Here is a 21,764-nt window from a genome sequence, read left to right on the forward strand (position 1 = left end):
AGGCGTTGACGACGCCGTCGTCCTGGACGACGAGGTAATCGGCCTTCCCGTCGCCGTTGATGTCCACCCGGTAGTCACCGGGCGGTCCCTTGCGGGGCGGGGTTCCGGGCCTGATGTCCACACGCTGCTTTATCCAGCCGTCGGCCGCGGCCTGAGCCACCCCGGTGTAGAAGGCGTCCGCCATCTTGACGTAGCCGCTGTCCTTGGGGTGGAGGTCGTCATCGAGATCCTGCGTCGTGACGGCGCCCATGTCGACGAAGCCGACGTGCCGTCCCTTGGCCCGGCGCTCAGCGACCAGCTGTGGGATCACGGCATTGAACCGCTCGATCCGCTGCTGGGTCCCGGCGTCCGCGGAGGGTACGAGCGAGGAGACCAGTACGGTCATGTCAGGGGCGGCCGACGTGATTTTGTCGACGAGTTCGCCGAGGCGTCGGGGAGCCGTGTCCACCTGATAGTTGTCGTGCATGTCGTTGGTGCCGATGTGGAGCAGCACCGTGTTCGGCTTTGCTGCCGGAAGCCATCGGTCGATGTTGGCGGACAGGCCACCGATCTTCCAGCCCCAGTGACCTTCATGGTCGGGGTCGGGCAGCTTGCCGTTCCGCTGGGACCCTACGAAGTCCAGATTGCTCGTGTGCGGAGCCAGCTGACTCCACAGGTCGTCGCGATAGCCGGCGCCGTTGGAGCTGCCGGCGCCATGGGTGATCGAGTCACCCAGAGGCATCACTGCGAGCCGTGGCACCTTCCAGTTCTTCGCGAAGGCGTCGGGAGCCGCCGGGGGCGCCGCCGGGCGACTGTCGGCGCTGGGCCTCGGCGACGGTGCCTTCTTGGTGGCGGCGGACGCGAGGTGTGCGCCTGCCGTCAGTGCGCCGACGGTCAGTGTTGCGACGAGGGCGCGTTTGGCCAGTCGTGCCGGGGTGCGTGGTGAAAGCGCCCGTCGCCCCGACAGGTGGTGCTGGCCGGGACGTGATTCCCCGGCATGGGGATGGGATCTCTTGATCAAAGGAATGTCTTTCTGCCATGCCTGCCTCCGGACAAACGGAATCACGCCCTCCGATGTGAGAGCGTCACGGGTTTCTCAGGCGGGCTGAGCGTGACGATTCCGGTCGGGGCAATGCCTGTTCGGCTGAGGGGCTTGCCGCGGCCCAAGCCGCGACAAGCCCCATTCAGAAGCCGATGGTGATTCCGGGAGGACACTCCGGGACGCTGCCGCCGGGAATGCCTGCCGATGCGGCCCTCAGGCCGACGATGCGGCTCGCCCTACTTGAGGAGATCGACCTCGCCATGTGTGCCGGCCGCGTCCACGGCCGGGTACAGGCCGAGGTTGCCGTCGCTCCAGCGGACCAGGACGTCGCCAGGGCGGTTGTTGGCGGCGAAGGCTCCTGCCGTGACCGACAAGGTGTTCTTCCACGCGGAATCGGCGAGACGGAACTGGATCTCGTCGTGGAACGGCTTGGCTGAGGGGGTCACGCCCGGGAAGATGCTGGCCGAACCGTTCTGCCAGCGGACCAGCAGGTCGGAGGTCGCCTTGCCGGTGAACTCACCGGCACTGACCTGCGTGATGTAGGTGCCGGCGGGCAGCGCCTTCTGCAGCTGAATCTCGCCCATCAGCTTGTTCGTACCGAGGTCGGGGAACAGCGAAATAGAGCCGTCCTTCCAGACGACGAGCACGTCATCACGCAGAGCGTTGGCGGTGTACCTGCCGACCGTGGTCAGCGTGGCGTAATCCTTCCAGGTCGCGTTGGCGGGCCTGAGCTGCTCTTCCTTGCTGAACCCGTTCTGGTCGACGTGGGAGAACCACGTGACCTCTCCCGATTCCCAACTGACCATCAGCCCGTCGGAACCGCTTCCGGTGAAGTTGCCGCCCGAGACGGTCTTGGCGCCCTTCCAACCGCTGCCCGAGATCTTGTGCTCGGCGGTGAAGGGATACTTCGGGTCGTTGTTGTCGGCGCCCTGGAAGATGCTGGCCGAGCCGTCCGCCCAGGTGACGAAGAGGTCCATGTGCCGGCTGCCGCCGGGGGCGCCGCCGGTGAAGTAACCCGGGACCAGGTGCTTGGCCTCGGTCCACTTCTTGCCCTTAAGAAGGTCACGGGGGGCAGTGGTGGTCTGGATCCAGGAGGCTATGTCGTCGACGCGGGTGTCGATGGCGGTCGTGCGGGTTTCCTTCTCGTCGGTGCCGAGGCACCCACCCTGCCAGGAGCGGCTGTTGACGCCGGCCAGCTCGAACCGGCCGCCGACGTCACGGAAGGTCGGCCCGCCGGTGTCGCCCTGGCAGATCGCCGTGCCCTCGGTCTTGGGAGCGAGGCCGATCGTGGTCTTGTCGACGGCCCCTACGGCGAACTTCGCGTAGTGCAGGCGGTCGGGGGCCCACTCGTCCTTGGTGCGGCCGTAGCCCGATGCCCAGAGGTCCTGGCCGCTGATGGGCGCGTTGGGGCTGATGTTCACGGGTGAGACGCCGGCTACGGGCTTGGCGAGTTTGGCCAGCACCAAATCGCGGTCATCGCGGGGCGCCAGCTCGACGACGTCGACGACGCTGCCGGTTTCCCGGGTCAGGTCGGAGCGGCCGATGGTGGCGGTCGTCTTGAGACTGGGCGCGAGCGGGCCAGCGGGGACCTTGAGGCCCTGAGCAGGGTCGTCGACGAAGCAACTGGCGGCGGTGACCAGCCACTGCGGTGCCACAAGGGCGGCGGAGCAGCCGTGCTTGTTGCCCTCGGCGCCGATGTCCAGCTTGGCGGTGAAGGCGAACGAGTCGTTGACGGGCTGACCGACGATGGCGTGGGCCGGGGCGGCCGTCAGCGTGCTCGCGGTGGCAGCGGTAAAGAGCAGTCCTGCGAGCCACGCTGTGCGCGGACGTCTGGCAGACATGTGTTTCTTCCTTGTTCAGTGAACTCTTCGCTGTGTGACGCTGGCCGACTGGGAGTCGGGTTCCTTAGGCGGCGTGTACGCCTCAGCCAGTGACGCGGAGCTCCAGCAGGACGGCGCGCTTGGTCGTGTCAACGGATTCACCGAACGGCTTGTAGTCGTTCTTGGGGGCGTCGATCAGGGTGTCCTTGCCGTCCACGGTGATTTTGGCCTGAACGGGGTGGTCCTCCGTCCAGATGCCATACGCATCGGGCAGCTTGAGGAGAAGGCGGCCCTGCTTGCCCTTGACGGCGAAGCAGAATTTCCCCACCCGGGACCTGACCTCGATGTCGTGGGTGTTCGAGCAGTCGGTCAGCGTGATGCGCCCGTCGCCCTTGTACAGCTCGATCCCCTTCTCCTTGAGGATTTTGGCTGAATCGGGGTACTCGAACTTCTCGACGGCGAAGGGCATGTCGGTGTCGCCGGATCCGGCGACGGCGGCCGAGGGCGCGGCCTGCACCGGTCCAGGCTGAGCTACTGACGAGGTCGTCAAGCCCACAACAAGGGCAACTGCCGCAATGGCGCCAGAAGTAAGTATTTTTCGGACATTAAGCATTGCCATGCTCACCATCTCCGGTTCACGAGTTGGGGTCAGGGTGTGACGCTCTGCGATGTCCGTAGTAAAGCATATGTATGATGCACTCCTACGTTCCCTCAGTTAGTCCTGGCCTGAGGGGAGTTGCGGCATCTCGGGGGGGATGGTCGCGCCCATCGCATTTCTCGATCCGCGGCCGCCCGCACTGTGTGTCGGCCGCGCGAAGCGGTGCGGCCCGACGCCGGTGTGTGGCTTGCCTCGTCCCGGACCGAGCAGAAAAGAGACCGCTGCATGAGACAGCGACCACGCTCCAGAACTGGAGCGCCACAACCTCCCAGAGACTCACGGACAAGAGGACGAGGGCTGTCAGGCCTGCGTAATGCCTGTGCCGTGCTGCTTCCTGTGGCCCTCGTTGCGGGCCTCCTTGGTGCCGCGCCGGTCGCAGCGGCGGATGAGGCAGAGGGCGCAGAGTGGCAGCGATTGTTGGATCGCGGCCTGATAGTCAACTCTTGGACGAACGGCGGGCCCGGTATCAAGAGGGCGGCTGAAGAGGCGCTCCTGGGTACTGACGAGGACATCAAGAAGTTCCTCGCGGCCAAGGACGGAATCCAGTACGACGACGACTACATTGACGCCAGCCGCGTGTTCAACGTGGGTGGTCCTCAGGTACGGGAAGCTGCGAAGAAGGCGCTGAAGGGCACTCCGGCGGACCTGCAGGCGTTCTTGAAGGATGGTTGGAAGGCCCCTCTTGAGAACGACCAGCGCGTCGAGGCGTCCCGGATCGTCTACTACGGGAGCAACGGCGTCAAGGAAGCAGGCAAGGCGGCACTGAAAGGTTCGCCTGCTGACATCGTGAAGTTCCTTGAAGTCGGCCAGTACGACGCGCGCGAGACGGACGATGAGATTCTCGTCTCAGGGATCGTCAGCGCGGGAGGCCCGAATGTGAAGGCTGCCGGGAAGCTCGCGCTCAAGGGCACCCCGGCGGACAGGGTCGAGTTCCTGGAGGTGGGCCAGTTCACGGCTCGCAACCGTGACCAGGAGCACGCCACCATCGCCGAGCTCACCGAGCAGGCCGAGAAGGCCGGGCTCCGGGCGGAACAGGCAACCGAATCGTCTCAGAACGCGTCGGCCCGTGCGGTTGCGGCCTCCGAACTGGCCAAGGAATCCGCGGCGAAGGCGGCCAAGGAAACCAAGGCGGCGAAGGACGACTCCAAGAAAGCCGCTGTCAAGGCCCAACAGGCTGCTGACGCGGCACGGGCCGCTGCCAGCGCCGCCCAGCAGGCGATCGGCGCGGCCAACGCCGCCCAGCGCTCGGCTCGTATCGCCGCCACGGCCGCTGCTCAGACCGCGAGCGCGGCTAATGCTGCGGCTGAGGCAGCCACCCGGGCGTACAACGCTTCCATAGCCGCCGCAGGGGATGCGGGCAAGGCGGAGGACGCCAAGAACTACGCGAAGCAGGCACGCGCGGCAGCGGGTCTTGCGAAGAGGTCGGCCGCTGCCGCTACGCAGGCGGGCAATGCATCCGCGGCTGCTCGGGAGGCGGCAAAGGCCTCGCGGAGCGCCAGCGCCAACGCCGACGCCGCAGCCGATGCCGCCGATGAGGCGAGCGGGTACGCGGACGCGGCAGGAATCCACTCGGGTGAGGCGAAGGCAGCGGCCGCGGAGACTCGTCGGCACGCACGGGAGGCGCACCGCGCGGCGAGTGCGGCCGAGTCACTGGCCGGCAAGTCCGCCAGTGCCGCCTACGAGGCGCGGGACGCGGCCAACTCGGCCGCTGACCATGCGAACAAGGCGGCAGATGCCGCAGAGGATGCTGCCAAGCACGCGGGCGAGGCGAAGGACGCGGCTACGGAGTCGGCCAAGCAGGCCGACGCGGCGAAGCAGGCAGCCGACGCGGCGACCATGGCGGTCTCGACGGCCAAGAATGTCTTCGCGGTCGCGCGAGAGATTGAGGCGGAAGACCTCACCACTCGCACTGCGGCTGGTATTGAGCGCGCCAAATCCGAGAAGGCGCAGGCGGAGAAATTCACGTCCACCGCTGCCGCCCAGGCGCTAGAGGCCAGGAAGCTGGACGACACCGCCAAGGCTCTGGGCACGGAAGCAGCCAAGCCTGACGTCGATGTCAAGGCGACCGCCGCCAAGGGCCGCGACCTCGCACTGCGGGCACTGAAGATCCGAGGGCCCTTCGGTCAAGAAGCCGCCACCCAGGCCTTGGCCGGCACGGACAGCGACGTCATGGAGTACCTGCGCAGCGGTTGGGAGCGGGCAGGGCTGGACGAAATGCGTCAGCAGGTCGTCGATCTCTCGGTTCAGAGCCCCTACGAATCCGTCCGCACGGCTGCCCAGGAAGCGCTCAAGGGCAGCGATCAGCAGATCAGGGACTTCTACACCACCGGTCAGTACACGGCCGGAGCTACGGACTACGACATCCGAGTCTCGCAGGTCAACAGCGCCGGCGGACCTGGCGTGAAGGCGGCAGCCAAGGCTGCCATGGCCAGCAAGGACCCCAAGGTCTTGGCTGCCTTCATATCCAACGGGCAGTACCAGGCATTGAACGATGACGAACTGGTGCTGGCTTCCAGACTTGTCAACGATGGCGGTCCGGAGGTGAAGGCAGCGGCCAAGGTCGCCCTGTCCGGATCTGCGGACAAACTGCACAGGTTCATCCAGGTCGGGCAGTACATGGCCGACCGCAAGGACCAGCTCGCCGCCACTCATATCGCCCAGCTCCAGGTTCTGATCGACCAAGGTTCCAAGATCCAGGCCAAGGCCCAGGAGAACCGCTGGATAGCCGCCAAGGCCGCTGCCGTCGCCAAGGGCGCCTCGGCTGATGCGCAGAAGGCGGCAGGCGAGGCCCAGAAGTCGGCTGACCAGGCCAAGGGGTACGCGGCCGACGCCGACAAGTCGGCGCGCCAGGCGGAGAACTCTGCCGCCAAGGCGGCGCAGTCCGCCACTACCGCACGCAACGCTGCCACCGCTGCCGATCGAGATGCCGATGACGCCACTGCATCCGCAGCCCAGGCCGAGTTCTCGGCCAACTACGCCCGTGACTCGGCCAGCGAGGCGGCTGGGTACGCAGACGATGCTCACCGTTCCGCCCTGGCCGCAGGTAAAGGCGCCAAGGAAGCGAAGGCTCTCGCCGCCGAGGCTTGGAAAGATGTACTGAAGAAGCGCCAGGCGGAGCAGGCCGAAGCGCAGCGGCTGGCCGAGCAACGGCGGAAGCAGCAGGAGAAGGAGCGGAAGGAGAAAGAGAAGAGGGTCTGTCGTTCTACGCCCCTCCATGCCGGCAATGAGCTGAGCGGCATGGCCTGCACGAGGGGGCCGGGCGAGTGGGTCTGGGACAAGGAGCTGCCTGACCCGGGCCTGGCCAAAATCCTCCTCTGGAACCTCACTCCGATCGGCGATATCGAGGATTGTGCGGAGAATCCCGGGCTGGGTAAGTGCTCGCTGGCTGCGCTGTCGATCCTGCCTATCGGCAGGTTCAGGGCAGTTCAAAAGCTGGAGGAGGGCGTCGAAGGCGCGGTAAAAGGGTCACGGGTCGGAAGGAGAGGGATAGAATGCGCCACGTGCTTCCTTGCTGGCACTAAGGTTCTCATGGCGGATAACTCGACACAGAACATCGAGTCCATCAAGGTCGGCGACCTGGTGACTGCCACGGATCCTGTCAGTGGTGAGACAGGCCAGCGTAAGGTGACGGATCTGATCGTCACTGAGCACGACAAATTCTTCAATGAGTTGACCATAGAGACTCCTCAGGGTGCTGAACGTCTCACTGCCACCTATGAGCACCCCTTCTGGTCGCCATCGCAAGAGAGCTGGGTCGAGGCTGCGCAGCTCCGTCCGGGCATGACCCTCAAGGCTGCCGACGGAAGCGCTGTCAAGGTTGAGGGAAATCGCTCCTTTGCGAAAACCGCCAAGACCTACAATCTGACCGTTGATGACCTGCATACATACTATGTACTCGCAGGTAGCACGCCGGTTCTGGTGCACAATTCCGATCCCTGTGGCCCGGACCTGGGAGCGTCCTGGAAACCGAAGCCTGCATCGCAGGTTTGCGGAACGGGGGGATGTGAGAAGGTTGCCGACCATATTCAGTCGGTCATTGGCGGAGACATCATGCGAATCACTGATAAGTATGGTGCGCCGCAGCTCGGTAAGTATCGTGGCATAGACAGCGGGTGGAATTACCACGATGTCGTCGTCAAGGATGGTCGAGTGTTCGACGCCGTAACCGGGAGGCGAGGCGAAGCAATTGATCAGTATCGGGCTAACTTCGAATATGGCGACGACCTCGTCTTCAGTCCAGCTCCTAGATAGCAGGTGACAGCATGGATCTTCGTGGCAGGATTGCCGACGCTCGTAGGCGTCCTAACTTGTACGGCTTGACCACATTCGGCGAGGTGGCTGCATTTGTGACCGGCATGGATGCCGCGACCGAATGGAGATTCCTCGAAGGGTTTCGTGAGTGGCTAGCTGTCAGGTCAGATCTTGGAGCCAATCTCGCGTGGCAGGTTCTGGTAATAAGAATCGCCTACCCAGATGAGGTCGGCGACTTCTGGGTTGCGGCCTCGCATAGGGAAAGCAGCGAAGCGGTTGCCGTCCTCTTCGATGAACTGCATTCCTTCTTGACGGATCGGGGAACGTGCGACTCGGAATGGCCTCAGCGAGACTGAAATAGAAGGAGGCCCCGCCCGGGGAGGGATGCTGGGTGGGGCTTCTGGGGAGCTTGACGGCAACGGTGATGGCAACGTCAGTGGGTTACGGTTGCGGCGGGTGGGGTGTCAGAGCCTCATCCTCGACGCTGAGCGGCAGTCTCGAGGTTGTCGGTGTCGATGGCTTGGGGTCGACGGCGGAGTTGGACACGACCGCAGACACCAGCGGTGACGCCGATTGGGTTGCATGTTTCGGCGACCTGGACACACGGAGGCCGGGCCGCTCCTTGATCGCTTACCTGAGCGCCCTCCGTACGATGAGGCCTCAATCCCGTTCAGAACCTTGACGGGATCTACTCCGGACAGCTCAGCTTAGAGTTCATATGTTGTACGGATGGCCGGGCTCCAGTGCTGTGGTTCGGTCGAGGGGACGGCCGTCGTGCCGCCCCGTGAGGCGGGAGTGGATGGGCGTGGAGACTCCGGGGTCGCAGTCGTCGCTGCACCGGGCCAACCTGGAGCGGGTCGTGCGCGCGGTGCGCATGGCGGGCTCGCTCACCCAGGCGGAGATCGCCCGGTCCACGGGGCTGTCGGCGGCCACGGTCTCCAACATCGTGCGGGAGCTGAAGGACGGCGGGACGGTGGAGGTCACCCCCACCTCCTCCGGTGGGCGCCGGGCCCGTAGCGTCTCGCTCTCTGGGGACGCCGGGATCGTCGTGGGCGTCGACTTCGGCCATACGCATCTGCGGGTGGCCATCGGCAACCTCGCCCACCGGGTGCTGGCCGAGGACGCCGAGCCGCTGGACGTGGACGCCTCCGCCGCTCAAGGGCTCGACCGGGCGGAAGCGCTGGTCAGGCGACTGATCGAGGAGGCGGGGATCAACCCGTCGAAGATCGTCGGAGTGGGGCTGGGCGTGCCCGGGCCCATCGACGTGGAGTCCGGGACGCTGGGCTCGACCGCGATCCTGCCGGGCTGGGCGGGCACCAACCCCCGTGACGACCTCGCCGCCCGCCTGAACGTGCCCGTGCACGTCGACAACGACGCCAACCTCGGCGCCCTCGGCGAGCTGGTCTGGGGTGCGGGCCGCGGGGCCGCGGACCTGGCGTACATCAAGGTCGCCAGTGGTGTGGGTGCCGGACTGGTGATCAACGGGCAGATCTACCGCGGGCCGGGCGGCACCGCCGGGGAGATCGGGCACATCACCCTGGACGAGTCCGGGCCGGTCTGCCGCTGCGGGAACCGCGGCTGCCTGGAGACGTTCACCGCGGCGCGCTACGTCCTGCCGCTGCTCCATTCGGCCCATGGCACCGATCTGACCGTGGACCGCATGGTGCGGCTCGCGCGCGAGGGCGATCCGGGTTGCCGGCGGGTGATCGGGGACGTCGGTCGGCACATCGGCAGCGGTGTCGCCAACCTCTGCAACCTCCTCAATCCCAGCCGCGTCGTCCTCGGCGGCGATCTCGCGGACTCCGGCGAGCTGGTGCTCGGCCCCATCCGGGAATCCGTCTCGCGCTACGCGATCCCCAGCGCCGCACGGCAGTTGGAGGTCGTGCCCGGCGCGCTGGGCGGCCGGGCGGAGGTGCTGGGCGCCATCGCGCTCGTACTGAGCGAGATGGGCGACTCCAACCTCCTGGCCGAGTCCCTGCCCGCGCACGCCCCCGTCTCCGCCTGACGGCCGTCACGCTTTCCCGACGGCTTCTCGACGGCCGTCTTTGAGTTCACGGAGATAACGAATGGCATCGTTGCCATCTCGTTAAGGATTTACTTCTTGACGCTTCCTTGGCGGCCGAGTTGACTTCCAGCCACCTCGGCCGCAACGACGCGGCCTCGTCAGGGAGGTATCTGCATAGTGAACACGCATCTGCGCCGCGTCGCCGTGGCCGCCATCGCCGTCTCGATGGCCGCCGGTATCGCCGCCTGTGGCAGCGCCAAGGAATCCGGCGGCAACGGGGACAAGAAGAAGGACGCGAAGGGCGCGCTGACCATCGGCCTCCTTCTCCCGGAGAATCAGACCGCGCGGTACGAGCGCTTCGACAAGCCGCTGATCGAAAAGAAGATCAAGGAATTGGCGGGCGCGGACGTCACCGTCCTCTACGAGAACGCCAAGCAGGACGCCTCGGTCCAGCAGCAGCAGGTCGACACCATGATCACCAAGAAGGTCGACGCGCTGATCGTCGACGGGGTGGACGCGAAGTCGATAGCGAGTTCGGTGAAGAAGGCCAACGACAAGGGCATTCCCGTCGTCGCCTACGACCGGCTGGCCGAGGGCCCGATCAAGGCGTACACCTCCGTCGACAACGAGCGCGTCGGCAAGATCCAGGGTGAATCGCTCCTGAAGGAGCTGGGCGACAACGCCGACAAGGGCGAGATCGTCATGATGAACGGCTCCGTCACCGACCCCAACGCCAAGATGTACAAGGACGGCGCCCACTCCGTTCTCGACGGCAAGGTCAAGGTCGGCAAGGAGTACGACACCAAAGAGTGGAAGCCGGAGAACGCCAACGAGAACATGAAGGGCGCCATCTCCTCGCTCGGCAAGGACAAGATCGTCGGCGTCTACTCCGCCAATGACGGCATGGCCGGCGGCATCATCACCGCGCTCAAGAGCGCCGGCTTCGACAAGCTCCCGCCCGTCACCGGCCAGGACGCCGAGCTCTCGGCCGTCCAGCGGATCCTCTCCGACGAGCAGTTCATGAGCGTCTACAAGCCCTACAAGCCCGAGGCGGACGCCGCGGCCGAGATGGCCGTCGCCCTCGCCCAGGGCAAGAAGCTCGACGGCGTCGCGAAGTCCACCGTCGACAGCGGCACCGAGAAGAAGGTCCCCGCCATCATCGTCACCCCCTTCGCCCTGACCAAGGCCGACATCGGCCAGTACGTCGGCAAGGAGGGCTTCTTCAACCTGTCCGAGATCTGCACCGCGAAGTACAAGGCGCAGTGCGACAAGGCCGGACTGAAGTAAGCCCCCCACTGTCCGCCGCCCAGGCGGTGAAGGAGATGATGAACGTGTCCGCTACGCCCGTGCTGGCGTTGCGCGGGATCTCCAAGCGGTTCGGTGCCGTCCAGGCGCTCACCGACGTGGAGCTGGAGATCCATCCCGGCGAGGTGGTCGCCCTGGTCGGCGACAACGGCGCCGGCAAGTCGACCCTGGTCAAGACCATCGCCGGGGTCGGCCCCGCCGACGAGGGTGTCATCGAGTGGGAGGGCCGGCCGGTCACCGTCGACCGGCCGCACGCCGCCCAGGAGCTCGGCATCGCGACCGTCTACCAGGACCTCGCGCTCTGCGACAACCTCGATGTCGTCGGCAACCTCTTCCTCGGCCGGGAGATCGTCCGCGCCGGGGTGCTGGACGAGGTGGAGATGGAGCGCCGCGCCCGCGAGCTCCTCGCCACCCTGTCCATCCGGATCCCCAGCGTCCGGATCCCCATCGCCTCGCTCTCCGGCGGGCAGCGGCAGACCGTGGCCATCGCCCGCTCGCTGCTCGGCGAGCCCAAGGTCGTCATCCTCGACGAGCCCACCGCGGCGCTCGGCGTCGAGCAGACCGCACAGGTGCTCGACCTGGTGGAGCGGCTGCGCGAGCGCGGCCTCGGCGTGATCCTCATCAGCCACAACATGGCCGACGTGAAGGCCGTGGCCGACCGGGTGGCGGTGCTGCGCCTGGGCCGCAACAACGGCACCTTCGAGGTGCGCGGCACCTCCCAGGAGGAGATCATCTCCGCCATCACCGGAGCCACCGACAACGCTGTCACCCGCCGCAAGGCCCGCACGGCGGAGGGTAAGAAGTGAGTACGAACCTGTCCAAGTCCGACAGTGCCGAGCCCACCGGCAACGGCCAGGCACCCGCCGAGGGCGCCGTCACGGCCGTCGACCCGCGCCTGCTCGTCCGCGAGGAGGGCTTCGCCGGCTACGGGCGCGAATTCGTCCGCAAGATGCGCAGCGGCGAGCTGGGCTCGCTGCCCGTGGTGGTCGGCCTGATCATCATCGCCGCCGTCTTCTGGCTGCAGGACTCGGCCTTCCTGGGCGCGGAGAACCTCTCCAACCTCTTCGTCACCGCCGCCGGTACCGGCCTGATCGCCGTCGGCATCGTGTTCGTGCTGATCCTCGGGGAGATCGATCTCTCCGTGGGCTCGGTGAGCGGGCTGGCGGCCGCCGTCTTCGCCGTCCTCAACGTCAACCACGGCATGCCGGAGTGGCTCGCGCTCGTCGTGGCCCTGCTCTCCGGTGCGCTGATCGGCGCGCTGCACGGCTTCTTCTTCGCCCGGATCGGCGTGCCCGCCTTCGTGGTGACCCTCGCCGGTCTCCTCGGCTGGAACGGCCTGATGCTCCAGGTGCTCGGCTCCAACGGCACCATCAACCTCGACGACTCCGGGCTCGTCGCCGGCCTCACCAACCACTACTTCAGCGACGTCGCCGCGGCCTACGGGCTGGCGACGCTGGCCGTGGCCGCGTTCTTCCTGCTGACGCTCCGCGACAGCAAGCGGCGTGAGGCCGCGGGCGTACCCAGCCGGCCCCTCAGCGAGATCGTGCTGCGCACGGTGGCGCTGGCGGTGCCCGCGTACGTGGTGGCCTGGCTGTTCAACGAGTACAAGGGCCTGCCGCTGGCGGTGGTGATCTTCCTGGGCGTCGTGGTCGCCCTGGACTTCGTCCTGCGGCGGACCCCCTACGGGCGCAAGGTCTTCGCGCTCGGTGGCAGCGTCGAGGCCGCGCGCCGGGCGGGCATCAACGTCTCCCTGGTCAGGATCTCGGTCTTCGCGCTCTCCGGCACGATGGCCGCGCTCGGCGGAATGTTCCTGGCCTCGCAGATCAACGCCGCGAACCAGTCCTCCGGCGCGGGCAGCCTGCTGATGAACGCCATCGCGGCGGCCGTCATCGGCGGCACGAGCCTCTTCGGCGGCCGCGGCAAGACCTGGTCCGCGCTGCTGGGTGTGCTGGTGATCCAGTCCATCGCCTCCGGGATGGCCCTGCTGGGCATCGCGTCGGCCGTCCAGTACATGATCACCGGTGCGGTGCTGCTCGCGGCGGTGGTGATCGACTCGGTGTCCCGCCGGACGCAGAAGTCCGCGGGGCGGGCGTAAGGTCTGGGGGCCGTGGCCCCTGGGCCGCGGCGTCCTCAATCGCCGGACGGGCTGACCGTGCCGTGTCCTCAATCGCCGGACGGGCTGGAAATCCAGCCCGTCCGGCGATTTCGGTCCGTCCGTCCGGGCCGGGGAACGTCACGGGAAAACGCCCTTTGTCCGCTATGAAGCCGGGCTACGCCGATCGCGTGACATACCTCGCACCACCCGTTCACCGCCACCGCGGGCGGAAGATTAGACTCGACAGACCGGCAAAGCTCGACAGCTCGAACGCTTAAGGAGGCACGGGTGGCGCTGCTATCCCGCATCAGGGGACCGCGCGATCTGGACCGGCTGAGCCCGGAGCAGCTCGACCGGCTGGCCGCGGAGATCCGGACCTTCCTGGTCGACGCCGTGGCCAAGACCGGCGGACACCTCGGTCCCAACCTCGGGGTGGTCGAGCTCACCATCGCCCTGCACCGGGTCTTCGAGTCGCCGAAGGACAAGGTCCTCTTCGACACCGGGCACCAGAGCTATGTGCACAAGCTGCTCACCGGCCGCCAGGACTTCACCCGGCTGCGTGCCAAGGACGGCCTGTCCGGCTACCCGTCGCGCGCCGAGTCCGACCACGACGTCATCGAGAACAGCCACGCCTCCACCGTCCTGGGCTGGGCCGACGGCCTCGCCAAGGCCAACCAGGTGCGGGGCACCGACGACCGCGTCGTCGCCGTCATCGGTGACGGCGCCCTGACCGGTGGCATGGCCTGGGAGGCGCTCAACAACATCGCGGTCGCCAAGGACCGCCCGCTCGTCATCGTCGTCAACGACAACGAGCGCTCCTACGCCCCCACCATCGGCGGTCTGGCCAATCACCTGGCCACACTCCGTACGACCGACGGATACGAGCGGTTCCTGGCCCGCGGCAAGGACCTGCTGGAGCGCACGCCCGTCCTCGGCAAGCCGCTCTACGAGACGCTGCACGGCGCGAAGAAGGGTCTGAAGGACTTCATCGCCCCGCAGGGCATGTTCGAGGACCTGGGCCTGAAGTACATCGGCCCCATCGACGGCCACGACATCGAGGCCCTCGAATCCGCCCTCCAGCGCGCCAAGCGCTTCGGCGGCCCCGTCATCGTGCACTGCCTCACCCAGAAGGGCCGCGGCTACAAGCCCGCCGAGCAGCACGAGGGCGACCGTTTCCACGGCATCGGCGTCATCCACCCCGACACCGGTCTGCCGGTCTCCTCGGGCGGCGCGGACTGGACCTCCGTCTTCGGCGACGAGATGGTCGAGCTCGGGCGCGAGCGCGAGGACATCGTCGCGATCACCGCGGCCATGCTCCAGCCCGTCGGCCTGGAGAAGTTCGCCAAGGTGTTCCCCGACCGCGTCTACGACGTCGGCATCGCCGAGCAGCACGCGGCCACCTCCGCGGCCGGTCTGGCCACGGGCGGCCTGCACCCGGTCTTCGCGGTGTACGCCACCTTCCTCAACCGCGCCTTCGACCAGGTCCTGATGGACGTGGCGCTGCACCGGTGCGGCGTGACCTTCGTCCTGGACCGGGCCGGGGTCACCGGCACGGACGGCGCCTCGCACAACGGCATGTGGGACATGTCGATCCTCCAGGTCGTCCCCGGCCTGCGGATCGCCGCCCCGCGCGACGCCGACCAGGTCCGCGCCCAGCTGCGCGAGGCCGTCGACGTCAAGGACGCGCCGACCGTCGTGCGCTACTCCAAGGGCGCGGTCGGCCCCGCCGTCGAGGCCGTCGGCCGGATCGGCGGCATGGACGTGCTGCGCCGCCCCGCGGACACCACCGAGCGGCCGGACGTCCTCATCGTCTCCGTCGGCGCCCTCGCCCCGATGTGCCTGGAGATCGCCGCTCTCCTCGACCGGCAGGGCATCTCCTCCACCGTCGTCGACCCGCGCTGGGTCAAGCCCGTCGACGAGGCGCTGCCCGCGCTCGCCGCCGCGCACCGCGTCGTCGTCACGGTCGAGGACAACAGCCGGGTCGGCGGTGTCGGTTCGGCCGTCGCCCAGGCGCTGCGCGACGCGGACGTGGACCTGCCGCTGCGTGACTTCGGCATCCCGCCGCGCTTCCTCGACCACGCCTCCCGCAAGGAGGTCATGGCCGAGATCGGGCTCACCGCACCGGACATCGCACGCCAGGTCACCGGCCTCGTCGCCAAGATCGACGGCCGTTACGACGAGACCGCGGACCCGGCCGGCGCGGAGGTCGTCGCCGAGGCCACGGGGGTGACGGAGAGCGCCGATGCGGGTGCCGCTGAGGCGGCGCGCGACTAGGCGGTTCCGGCTGCGGGCTGCCTTTGCCGCCTGCGGCGGCGAGCGCCCTGCGGGCGCGTCCTCAATCGCCGGACGGGCTTGATTCGGCAGGGCTCAGCCCCCTTCAGCCCGCTGGGGGTGCCCCCAACGGGCTTGATTTCGGCTGAGCTCAGCTGATTTCAGGCCGTCCGCGCTTGAGGACACCACCACGCAGCTGTGGTGCGGACGACACAGCACAGCAGGCACCCCCCTCCGCACGGCCACGGGCCGATCGGTCACCACCTATCCGGGTGGTCCGGTCGGCCCGTACGCATATGTACGGCTGCGTCCCATCGGGTGAATCCTGACGTGGGTGGCCGGTCCCGCCCCGGTGCGGACCGGATCATCGCGGACACTCGCTCAGTTCGCGGGCAGAGCGCCGGGCAGAGCGGCGCGACGCAGTTCGACGCAGGGTGACGCAGGTCGACGCAGGTCGATCAGGTGGAGGTGGGCCGATGAGCACGGAGCAACCCCTCCGGAACAGCCGCGGCAGGCGCGGCATCTTCCGGACCAAGACGGTGGAACAGTCCATCCGGGACACCGAGGAGCCGGAGCACGCGCTCCGGAAGTCGCTGACCGCCCTGGACCTCACGGTCTTCGGCGTCGGTGTCGTCATCGGCACCGGCATCTTCGTCTTGACCGGCAAGGTCGCCAAGGAGAACGCCGGCCCGTCGGTGGCGCTCGCCTTCGTCCTCGCCGGCGTCGTGTGCGCGCTCGCGGCCCTGTGCTACGCCGAGTTCGCCTCCACCGTGCCGGTCGCCGGCTCCGCGTACACCTTCTCGTACGCCTCCCTCGGCGAGCTGCCCGCGTGGATCATCGGCTGGGACCTGATCCTGGAGCTGGCCCTGGGCTGTGCCGTGGTCTCCGTCGGCTGGTCCGGCTACATCCGCTCCCTGATGGACAACGCCGGACTGCACCTGCCGAGGGTCCTGGAGGGCACCCACGAGGGCCGCTTCGGTTTTGACATCCTCGCCTGCGCCCTGGTCCTGGTGCTCACCGCGATCCTCGTCCTCGGCATGAAGCTGTCGTCGCGGGTGACGGCCGTCGTCGTCGCCATCAAGCTCACCGTCGTCCTGATCGTGATCATCGTGGGCGCCTTCTTCGTCACCGGGTCCAACTACCACCCCTTCGTCCCCGAGTCCCAGGGCACGGCGGCCGGCACCGACATCAAGGCACCCCTGATCCAGGTCATCTTCGGCTTCGCGCCCTCGAATTTCGGCACCATGGGCATCTTCGCGGCCGCCGCCGTGGTCTTCTTCGCCTTCATCGGCTTCGACATCGTCGCCACCGCCGCCGAGGAGACCCGCAACCCCCAGCGCGACGTCCCCCGCGGCATCCTCGGCTCGCTCGCCATCTGCACGGTGCTCTACGTGGCCGTGTCCGTCGTCGTCACCGGCATGCAGAAGTACAGCGAGCTGTCCACGGACGCGCCGCTCGCCGACGCGTTCAAGGCCACCGGCCACCCCTTCTGGGCCGGCCTGATCAGCTTCGGCGCGGCCGTCGGCCTGACCACCGTCTGCATGATCCTGCTGCTCGGCCAGAGCCGGGTGTTCTTCGCGATGAGCCGCGACGGGCTGCTGCCGCGCATCTTCTCCCGCGTCCACCCCAAGTACGGCACGCCCTACCGCTCCACGATCCTCCTCGGTCTCGTCGTCGCCGTCCTGGCGGGCTTCACCTCCATCGACGTCCTGGCCGAACTGGTCAACATCGGCACGCTCTTCGCGTTCGTCGTCGTCGCCCTGGGCGTCGTCATCCTCCGCCGCACCCGCCCCGACCTGCCCCGGGCCTTCCGCACCCCGCTCGTCCCGGTGGTGCCCGTGCTGTCGGTCCTGTCCTCGCTGTGGCTGATGCTGAACCTCACCACCGAGACCTGGCTGCGGTTCGCCGCCTGGATGGTCCTCGGCTTCGTCGTGTACTTCGTCTACGGGCGGCGGCACAGCCGCGTGCCGTAGGCACCCACCGCCGGGCGGGTCCGAAAATCGGGCCCGCCCGGCGATTGCGCACCGTGCCGCCCGAGGACGCACCCTAGGTTGACCTGCATGCCCGTCGCACAGCGCGCACCCGCCCCGGCCGCCGCCCCGGTGCCGCGCGCACGGCTGCGCGACGAGCCGGCCGCCGCCCCGGGCACCGGCCGCTTCTGGCCCGGCCTGCTGCCCTTCCTCGCCGTCCTGGCCGTCGTCACCCGGCTGCCGTCCTTCGCCCGCCCCTTGTGGAACCCCGACGAGGGCTTCCTCGCCACCGAGGCCCGGATGCTCACCCAGGGCGCCGTCCTCTACCGCACCGTCGTCGACCGCAAGCCGCCCGTGCTGCCCTGGCTCTACGAACTGTGCTTCACCCTCTTCGGCGACGGCTCACTGCTGCCGCTGAAGGCCCTCGCGGTCCTCGCCCAGCTGCTGACGGCCGTGCTGCTGGCCTCCCTCGCCCGCCGCCGCTGGGGCGAGCGCGCGGGCCGCACGGCCGGGGCCCTGTATCTGCTGGTGTCCATCGGGCTGGCCCCCGAGGACGCGCAGGCCGCCGCCTTCGAGGTGTTCATGGTGCCGTGGACGGTCGCGGCCATGTGGTGCGCCGACCGCGGCCGCTGGGGCGCCGCCGGGCTGGCCGTTGCGGCGGCGATGCTCACCAAGCAGACCGGGGGAGCGGTCCTCGCGCCCGTCCTCCTGCTGCTGTGGACGGCGCGCGGCCGCGCCGCGGGCGCGGCCGCCCTCACGCTCGGCGCCGTGCTGCCGGTGGCCGCCGTCGCCTGCGTCACCGGCCCCGCCCGGCTGCTGTTCTGGTCGGTGACCGGCTCGGGCACGTACGCCTCCGTCGCCGGCTCCGTGCTGCTCGCGATCGACCGGGCCGCCGCCAACGCCTCCGTCGTCTGCCTCGCCTGCGCGGGCCTGCTCGTGCCGGCCGGCGCCCTGGTGCTCGCCCGCCGCCGCGCCGCGCCGCCCGAACTGTGGCTGTGGCTCGCCGCCTCCGCCGTCGCCGTCGCGACCGGCTTCCACTTCTTCGGCCACTACTACCTCCAGCTCCTGCCGCCGCTCGCCCTCCTCGGCACGTGTGCGCTGTGCTCACTACCCCGGCGCATGCTGCTGACGGCGGGCGGACTGTCGGTGCTCTCCTGCGGCTGGTTCCTGTGCTGGGGCTTCACCGGCGAACCGCCCGACCTGCCGCACTCCGTGAAGGTGGCCCGCGCCGTCCGCGAGCGCACCGCGCCCACCGCCCGCGTGCTCTTCTGGGGCATGCACCCCGAGCAGTACTGGCTCGCCGGCCGGCCGCCCGCCGGCCGCTTCCTGACCGCCGGGCTGCTCACCAACTACAGCGGCGGGCGCGGCCCTTCACGCGTCGGCGAGGCGTACGGGGTACCGGGCTCCTGGCCCGTCTTCCGGCGCGAGCTGCGCCGCCGCCCGCCCGAACTCATCGTCGACGACTCGCGCGGCAAGCCCTACGCGCCGTCCCGCCTGCCCTCGCTGCGAGCCGTCCTCGAGCGGTCCTACGAGCGGGTGGGCGCGGCCGACGGCGCGGTGCTGTACGTGCGGATCCCCGACCCGCCGGCGCTCACGGCCGGACCGCGCGCGGCCCCGCGACCTCCGCCCCCAGCGCCCGTACCCGCGCGCGCAGCTCCCGGTCGGCGGTGACGACCACGCAGCGGCGTCCCGGCTCCCGTTCCGCCACCACCTCCACGATCCGGTCGTCGCCGCTGCCGTCCGCCGACTCGACCCGTACGCCCGGCACCGGTTCCACGCCGCGCGCGGCGCCCTCCACCACCATCACGATCTCCGGAGGGGCCGTCAGGGGCGGTTCCACGGAGTCCGCCGGCAGCACCGGCTCGTCGGCCGCCGCGCGGGCGGCGAGCCGGTCGCGCAACTTCTCCGCCGCGCCCCGGCGGTCGCGCCACCAGCCGTCGGGCACCGATCCGACGACATTCGCGGCGTCCACGACGAGGAGAGCGCTCATGCGCACAGCCTCCCACGGCGCTTCCGGGCGGAATCGGCGGACCCGCTCGATGTTATTGTCGAGGGTCGACAAACGGGGTCCGCGCGACGCGCAAACGAGCCCGCGTGTGAGAAAGGCTGGCAGCGAGTCATGGCAGTGCGTACGGCCACCCCGGTAACCGGCTGGCTCCTGCGGGGCGGCGACGGCCGCCTGACGGCCTGGGCGCCGGCTGAGGGCGGCGTGGTCCGCTGGACCGAGACGCGGCCCGGCGGCCCCGAGTGGAGCGGCCCGGAGCTGCTGTCCGCGCCCGGCCTGGAGCCGTACCTCTCCATAGCGCGCACCGCGCAGGGCTATGCGTACCTCGCGGGCGTGCGCCGCCGCGTCGTCCAGAGCGACGAGGGGGACCGCACCGAGACCGAGGTGGTCTACGCTACGCAGTTCCAGTCGGGCCGGCCGCTGACCAACTGGCGGTCGGTGGGCACCCCGCACGGCCAGGACCGGCAGCGGGCCGACCAGATCGGCGTCCCCGCGGCGGTCGTCGACTCCACCGGCCTCCACCTCTTCGTCCGCAACTCCGGCGGCGGGGTGTGCGGGCGGCGCATGGACGCGCGCGGGATCTGGGGCCCCTGGGCGGACCTGAAGGGCAGTCACGTCCTCGACAGCCTCTCGGCCGGCGCGACGCCCGACGGGCGGGTCGAACTCCTCGCCCCCGCCGCCGAGTTCGTGCTGCGCTGGCGCCAGGAGCAACCCGGCGGTCCGCTGCGGCGCGCCCGCAACATCCCCGCCAAGCCCGCGGCCTGCTCCTCCACGTCGGCGCCCACCGGCGACGACCGCGTCACCCACTTCTGGCGGGAGGACGCCGACTCCGCGCTCCACGTGCTGCCGCCGGACACGGACACCGCCGGTGACGCCGAGCCCGCGGCCGTCTCCCTGGGCACCACCGGCACCGGCCCCGTCGCCGCGCTGCACACGATGCTCGACGGCCACGACTGCACCGTCCTGGCGCAGCGTGCCGCCTCCGGACTGCCGGCGCTCGCCGCGTTCCCCAGCGGCGACGAGACGGTGGGCGCGCAGTGGTCGGAGACGGGCGAGGAGTTCTCGGGAGCACCGGCGCTGGCGCTCGACGCGCGCGGACGGGTGGTGGTGGCGGTGCTGGGCATGGACGGGCGTCTGCGCGTCGCCCGGCAGCGGGCCGGTGCGGGTCTGGTCATGGGGGATTGGGTGCGGGTCTGAGGGTGGGCCTCTTCCCCCACCCCACCCCGGACGGGCTTGAGGGGCGGCCGGGCTTTCCTTACAGCCGCTTCGCGCTGCGCAGGCCCGCCGCGTAGAAGCCGTTGCCGTCCAGGCGGGCCGTGCCGCCCTTGTCGCCGAAGGTCGGGCCGTTGGCCTCCTCGCGGCTGGAGATGAAGCGCGGCTTGCCGTCCGTGTCCAGGCCCAGGTAGATGCCGACGTGGTCGAGACGCTCGCCGGTGCGCTTGTCGATCTCGAAGAAGACCAGGTCGCCCGGCTGGAGCCGGTCCGTGGCCTCGGGCCGCTTCCCGGTCAGCTCCAGCACCGGCACACCGGGGGAGAGGCGGGCCATGCCGTCGGCGGTCCGCGGCAGGCCGTCGCCCTTGACGTCCTTGCCCATCAGCGGATAGCGCGCCCGGTAGCCGAAGACGGTGCGGACGAAGCCCGAGCAGTCCATCGAGCGCAGCCGCTGCGCCTCGGGACGCTCGACGGTGCCGTCCCGGAAGGTGTACGGAATACCCAGGTAGTCGTAGAAATCGGACTGCTCCAGGCGCATGTCGCCCGCCTCGGAGCCCTTCGGGTTCACCGGCCCGAACTGCGCGTCACCGGCATAGGCCAGGCCCCGGACGTCCTTCTTCTGCGGGGCGCCCTCCAGGTAGTCCATGGAGAACGCCAGGACGTCGGGCTCCTTGCTGCCGAGGTACGCCCCGAACCACTCCGTGAACCACGCGGCCTTCTCCGAGCCTTCCTTCCACGCCTGCGGCAGCAGCCGCACCCAGCTGTCCGTGGTCACCTTGGCGGAGGTGTACTTCGGCTCGGTGAACGTACGGCTGGGGCCGGTGAGGACCGCGGTGCGGGCGCCGTCGGTGAGGGTGGCCAGGACCGAGCCGTCCGCGGCGCGCACGACCGTACGGGCGGGGCTGGCGAGGCGCTCGTAGCGGCGCTCGCCGGTCATCGCCTTGGCGCCCGCGGTGGGCGCGGAGCCGCCCACGGACCGCACCGGAGGCGCGGCGTCGGGCTGCTTGTCGCGCAGCTCGACGGTGAGGTACGCGCTGGCGCCGAGCAGACCGAGCACGACCAGCGTGTGCACCGCGCGGCGGCGGGACGGGCCCTGCTTCTTGCGGTCCTTCGTCTTGCGGGACATGAGGCTGCGCTCCGTGGGGGTCAAA

General features: G+C 69.1%; 15 protein-coding genes. 9 read left to right on the forward strand and 6 right to left on the reverse strand.

Annotated features, from left to right (window positions below; genetic code table 11):
- The 3 genes from J7E86_RS01570 to J7E86_RS01580 all read right to left on the reverse strand — a co-directional run.
- Nucleotides 1–1,045 (reverse strand): SGNH/GDSL hydrolase family protein (locus J7E86_RS01570; protein ID WP_308312432.1); only part of this gene is annotated, 1,045 nt, incomplete at its 3' end.
- Between the two features lie 212 nt (nt 1,046–1,257).
- Nucleotides 1,258–2,862 (reverse strand): trypsin-like serine protease, encoded by a 1,605-nt coding sequence (locus tag J7E86_RS01575; protein WP_215078956.1) that lies wholly within the window; start codon nt 2,860–2,862, stop codon nt 1,258–1,260.
- 82 nt (nt 2,863–2,944) lie between these two features.
- Nucleotides 2,945–3,358 carry a hypothetical protein gene (locus J7E86_RS01580; RefSeq protein ID WP_308312433.1) on the reverse strand — a complete coding sequence of 138 codons (414 nt, stop codon included), beginning with the start codon at nt 3,356–3,358 and terminating at the stop codon, nt 2,945–2,947.
- Nucleotides 3,359–3,823: 465 nt separating this feature from the next.
- Between J7E86_RS01580 and J7E86_RS01585 the strand changes: the two genes are divergently transcribed.
- The gene (locus tag J7E86_RS01585; RefSeq protein ID WP_215078959.1) at nt 3,824–7,750 is read left to right on the forward strand and encodes a polymorphic toxin-type HINT domain-containing protein; all 3,927 of its coding nucleotides are present in this window, start codon (nt 3,824–3,826) and stop codon (nt 7,748–7,750) included.
- A 164-nt stretch (nt 7,751–7,914) separates the two neighbouring features.
- On the opposite strand, the gene J7E86_RS01590 is transcribed toward J7E86_RS01585, so the two are convergent.
- Nucleotides 7,915–8,052, reverse strand: a complete 138-nt coding sequence (locus J7E86_RS01590; protein WP_215078961.1) for a hypothetical protein — start codon at nt 8,050–8,052, stop codon at nt 7,915–7,917.
- Nucleotides 8,053–8,555: 503 nt separating this feature from the next.
- Here J7E86_RS01590 and J7E86_RS01595 point away from each other — a divergent pair.
- The 7 genes from J7E86_RS01595 (at nt 8,556) to J7E86_RS01625 (ending at nt 19,067) form a co-directional block, all read left to right on the forward strand.
- Nucleotides 8,556–9,755: an ROK family transcriptional regulator gene (locus tag J7E86_RS01595; protein ID WP_215079094.1), complete on the forward strand. Its 1,200-nt coding sequence runs from the start codon at nt 8,556–8,558 to the stop codon at nt 9,753–9,755.
- Between the two features lie 177 nt (nt 9,756–9,932).
- Nucleotides 9,933–11,042 carry a substrate-binding domain-containing protein gene (locus J7E86_RS01600; RefSeq protein WP_215078962.1) on the forward strand — a complete coding sequence of 370 codons (1,110 nt, stop codon included), beginning with the start codon at nt 9,933–9,935 and terminating at the stop codon, nt 11,040–11,042.
- Nucleotides 11,043–11,077: 35 nt separating this feature from the next.
- Nucleotides 11,078–11,866, forward strand: a complete 789-nt coding sequence (locus J7E86_RS01605) for an ATP-binding cassette domain-containing protein (protein WP_215078964.1) — start codon at nt 11,078–11,080, stop codon at nt 11,864–11,866.
- Nucleotides 11,863–13,155, forward strand: coding sequence for a sugar ABC transporter permease (locus J7E86_RS01610; protein ID WP_215078966.1), 1,293 nt, complete (start codon nt 11,863–11,865; stop codon nt 13,153–13,155). The genes J7E86_RS01605 and J7E86_RS01610 overlap by 4 nt, the downstream gene beginning before the upstream one ends.
- A gap of 288 nt (nt 13,156–13,443) precedes the next feature.
- On the forward strand, nt 13,444–15,429 hold the full coding sequence (dxs, locus tag J7E86_RS01615) for a 1-deoxy-D-xylulose-5-phosphate synthase (RefSeq protein WP_215078968.1): 1,986 nt from the start codon (nt 13,444–13,446) through the stop codon (nt 15,427–15,429).
- Between the two features lie 473 nt (nt 15,430–15,902).
- Nucleotides 15,903–17,399, forward strand: coding sequence for an amino acid permease (locus tag J7E86_RS01620; RefSeq protein WP_215078970.1), 1,497 nt, complete (start codon nt 15,903–15,905; stop codon nt 17,397–17,399).
- Between the two features lie 87 nt (nt 17,400–17,486).
- Nucleotides 17,487–19,067: a glycosyltransferase family 39 protein gene (locus J7E86_RS01625; RefSeq protein ID WP_215078972.1), complete on the forward strand. Its 1,581-nt coding sequence runs from the start codon at nt 17,487–17,489 to the stop codon at nt 19,065–19,067.
- On the opposite strand, the gene J7E86_RS01630 is transcribed toward J7E86_RS01625, so the two are convergent.
- On the reverse strand, nt 18,988–19,386 hold the full coding sequence (locus J7E86_RS01630) for an NTP pyrophosphohydrolase (RefSeq protein ID WP_215078974.1): 399 nt from the start codon (nt 19,384–19,386) through the stop codon (nt 18,988–18,990). The genes J7E86_RS01625 and J7E86_RS01630 overlap by 80 nt on opposite strands.
- A gap of 129 nt (nt 19,387–19,515) precedes the next feature.
- Here J7E86_RS01630 and J7E86_RS01635 point away from each other — a divergent pair, with 129 nt between their 5' ends.
- Nucleotides 19,516–20,598 (forward strand): hypothetical protein, encoded by a 1,083-nt coding sequence (locus J7E86_RS01635; RefSeq protein ID WP_215078976.1) that lies wholly within the window; start codon nt 19,516–19,518, stop codon nt 20,596–20,598.
- A 58-nt stretch (nt 20,599–20,656) separates the two neighbouring features.
- Here the strand turns inward: J7E86_RS01635 and J7E86_RS01640 are convergent, their stop codons facing one another.
- Nucleotides 20,657–21,739: a C40 family peptidase gene (locus J7E86_RS01640; RefSeq protein WP_215078978.1), complete on the reverse strand. Its 1,083-nt coding sequence runs from the start codon at nt 21,737–21,739 to the stop codon at nt 20,657–20,659.
- Between the last annotated feature and the right edge of the window lie 25 nt (nt 21,740–21,764).

This window comes from Streptomyces sp. ISL-11 (assembly GCF_018614525.1).
In the GTDB taxonomy this organism is placed as follows: domain Bacteria; phylum Actinomycetota; class Actinomycetes; order Streptomycetales; family Streptomycetaceae; genus Streptomyces.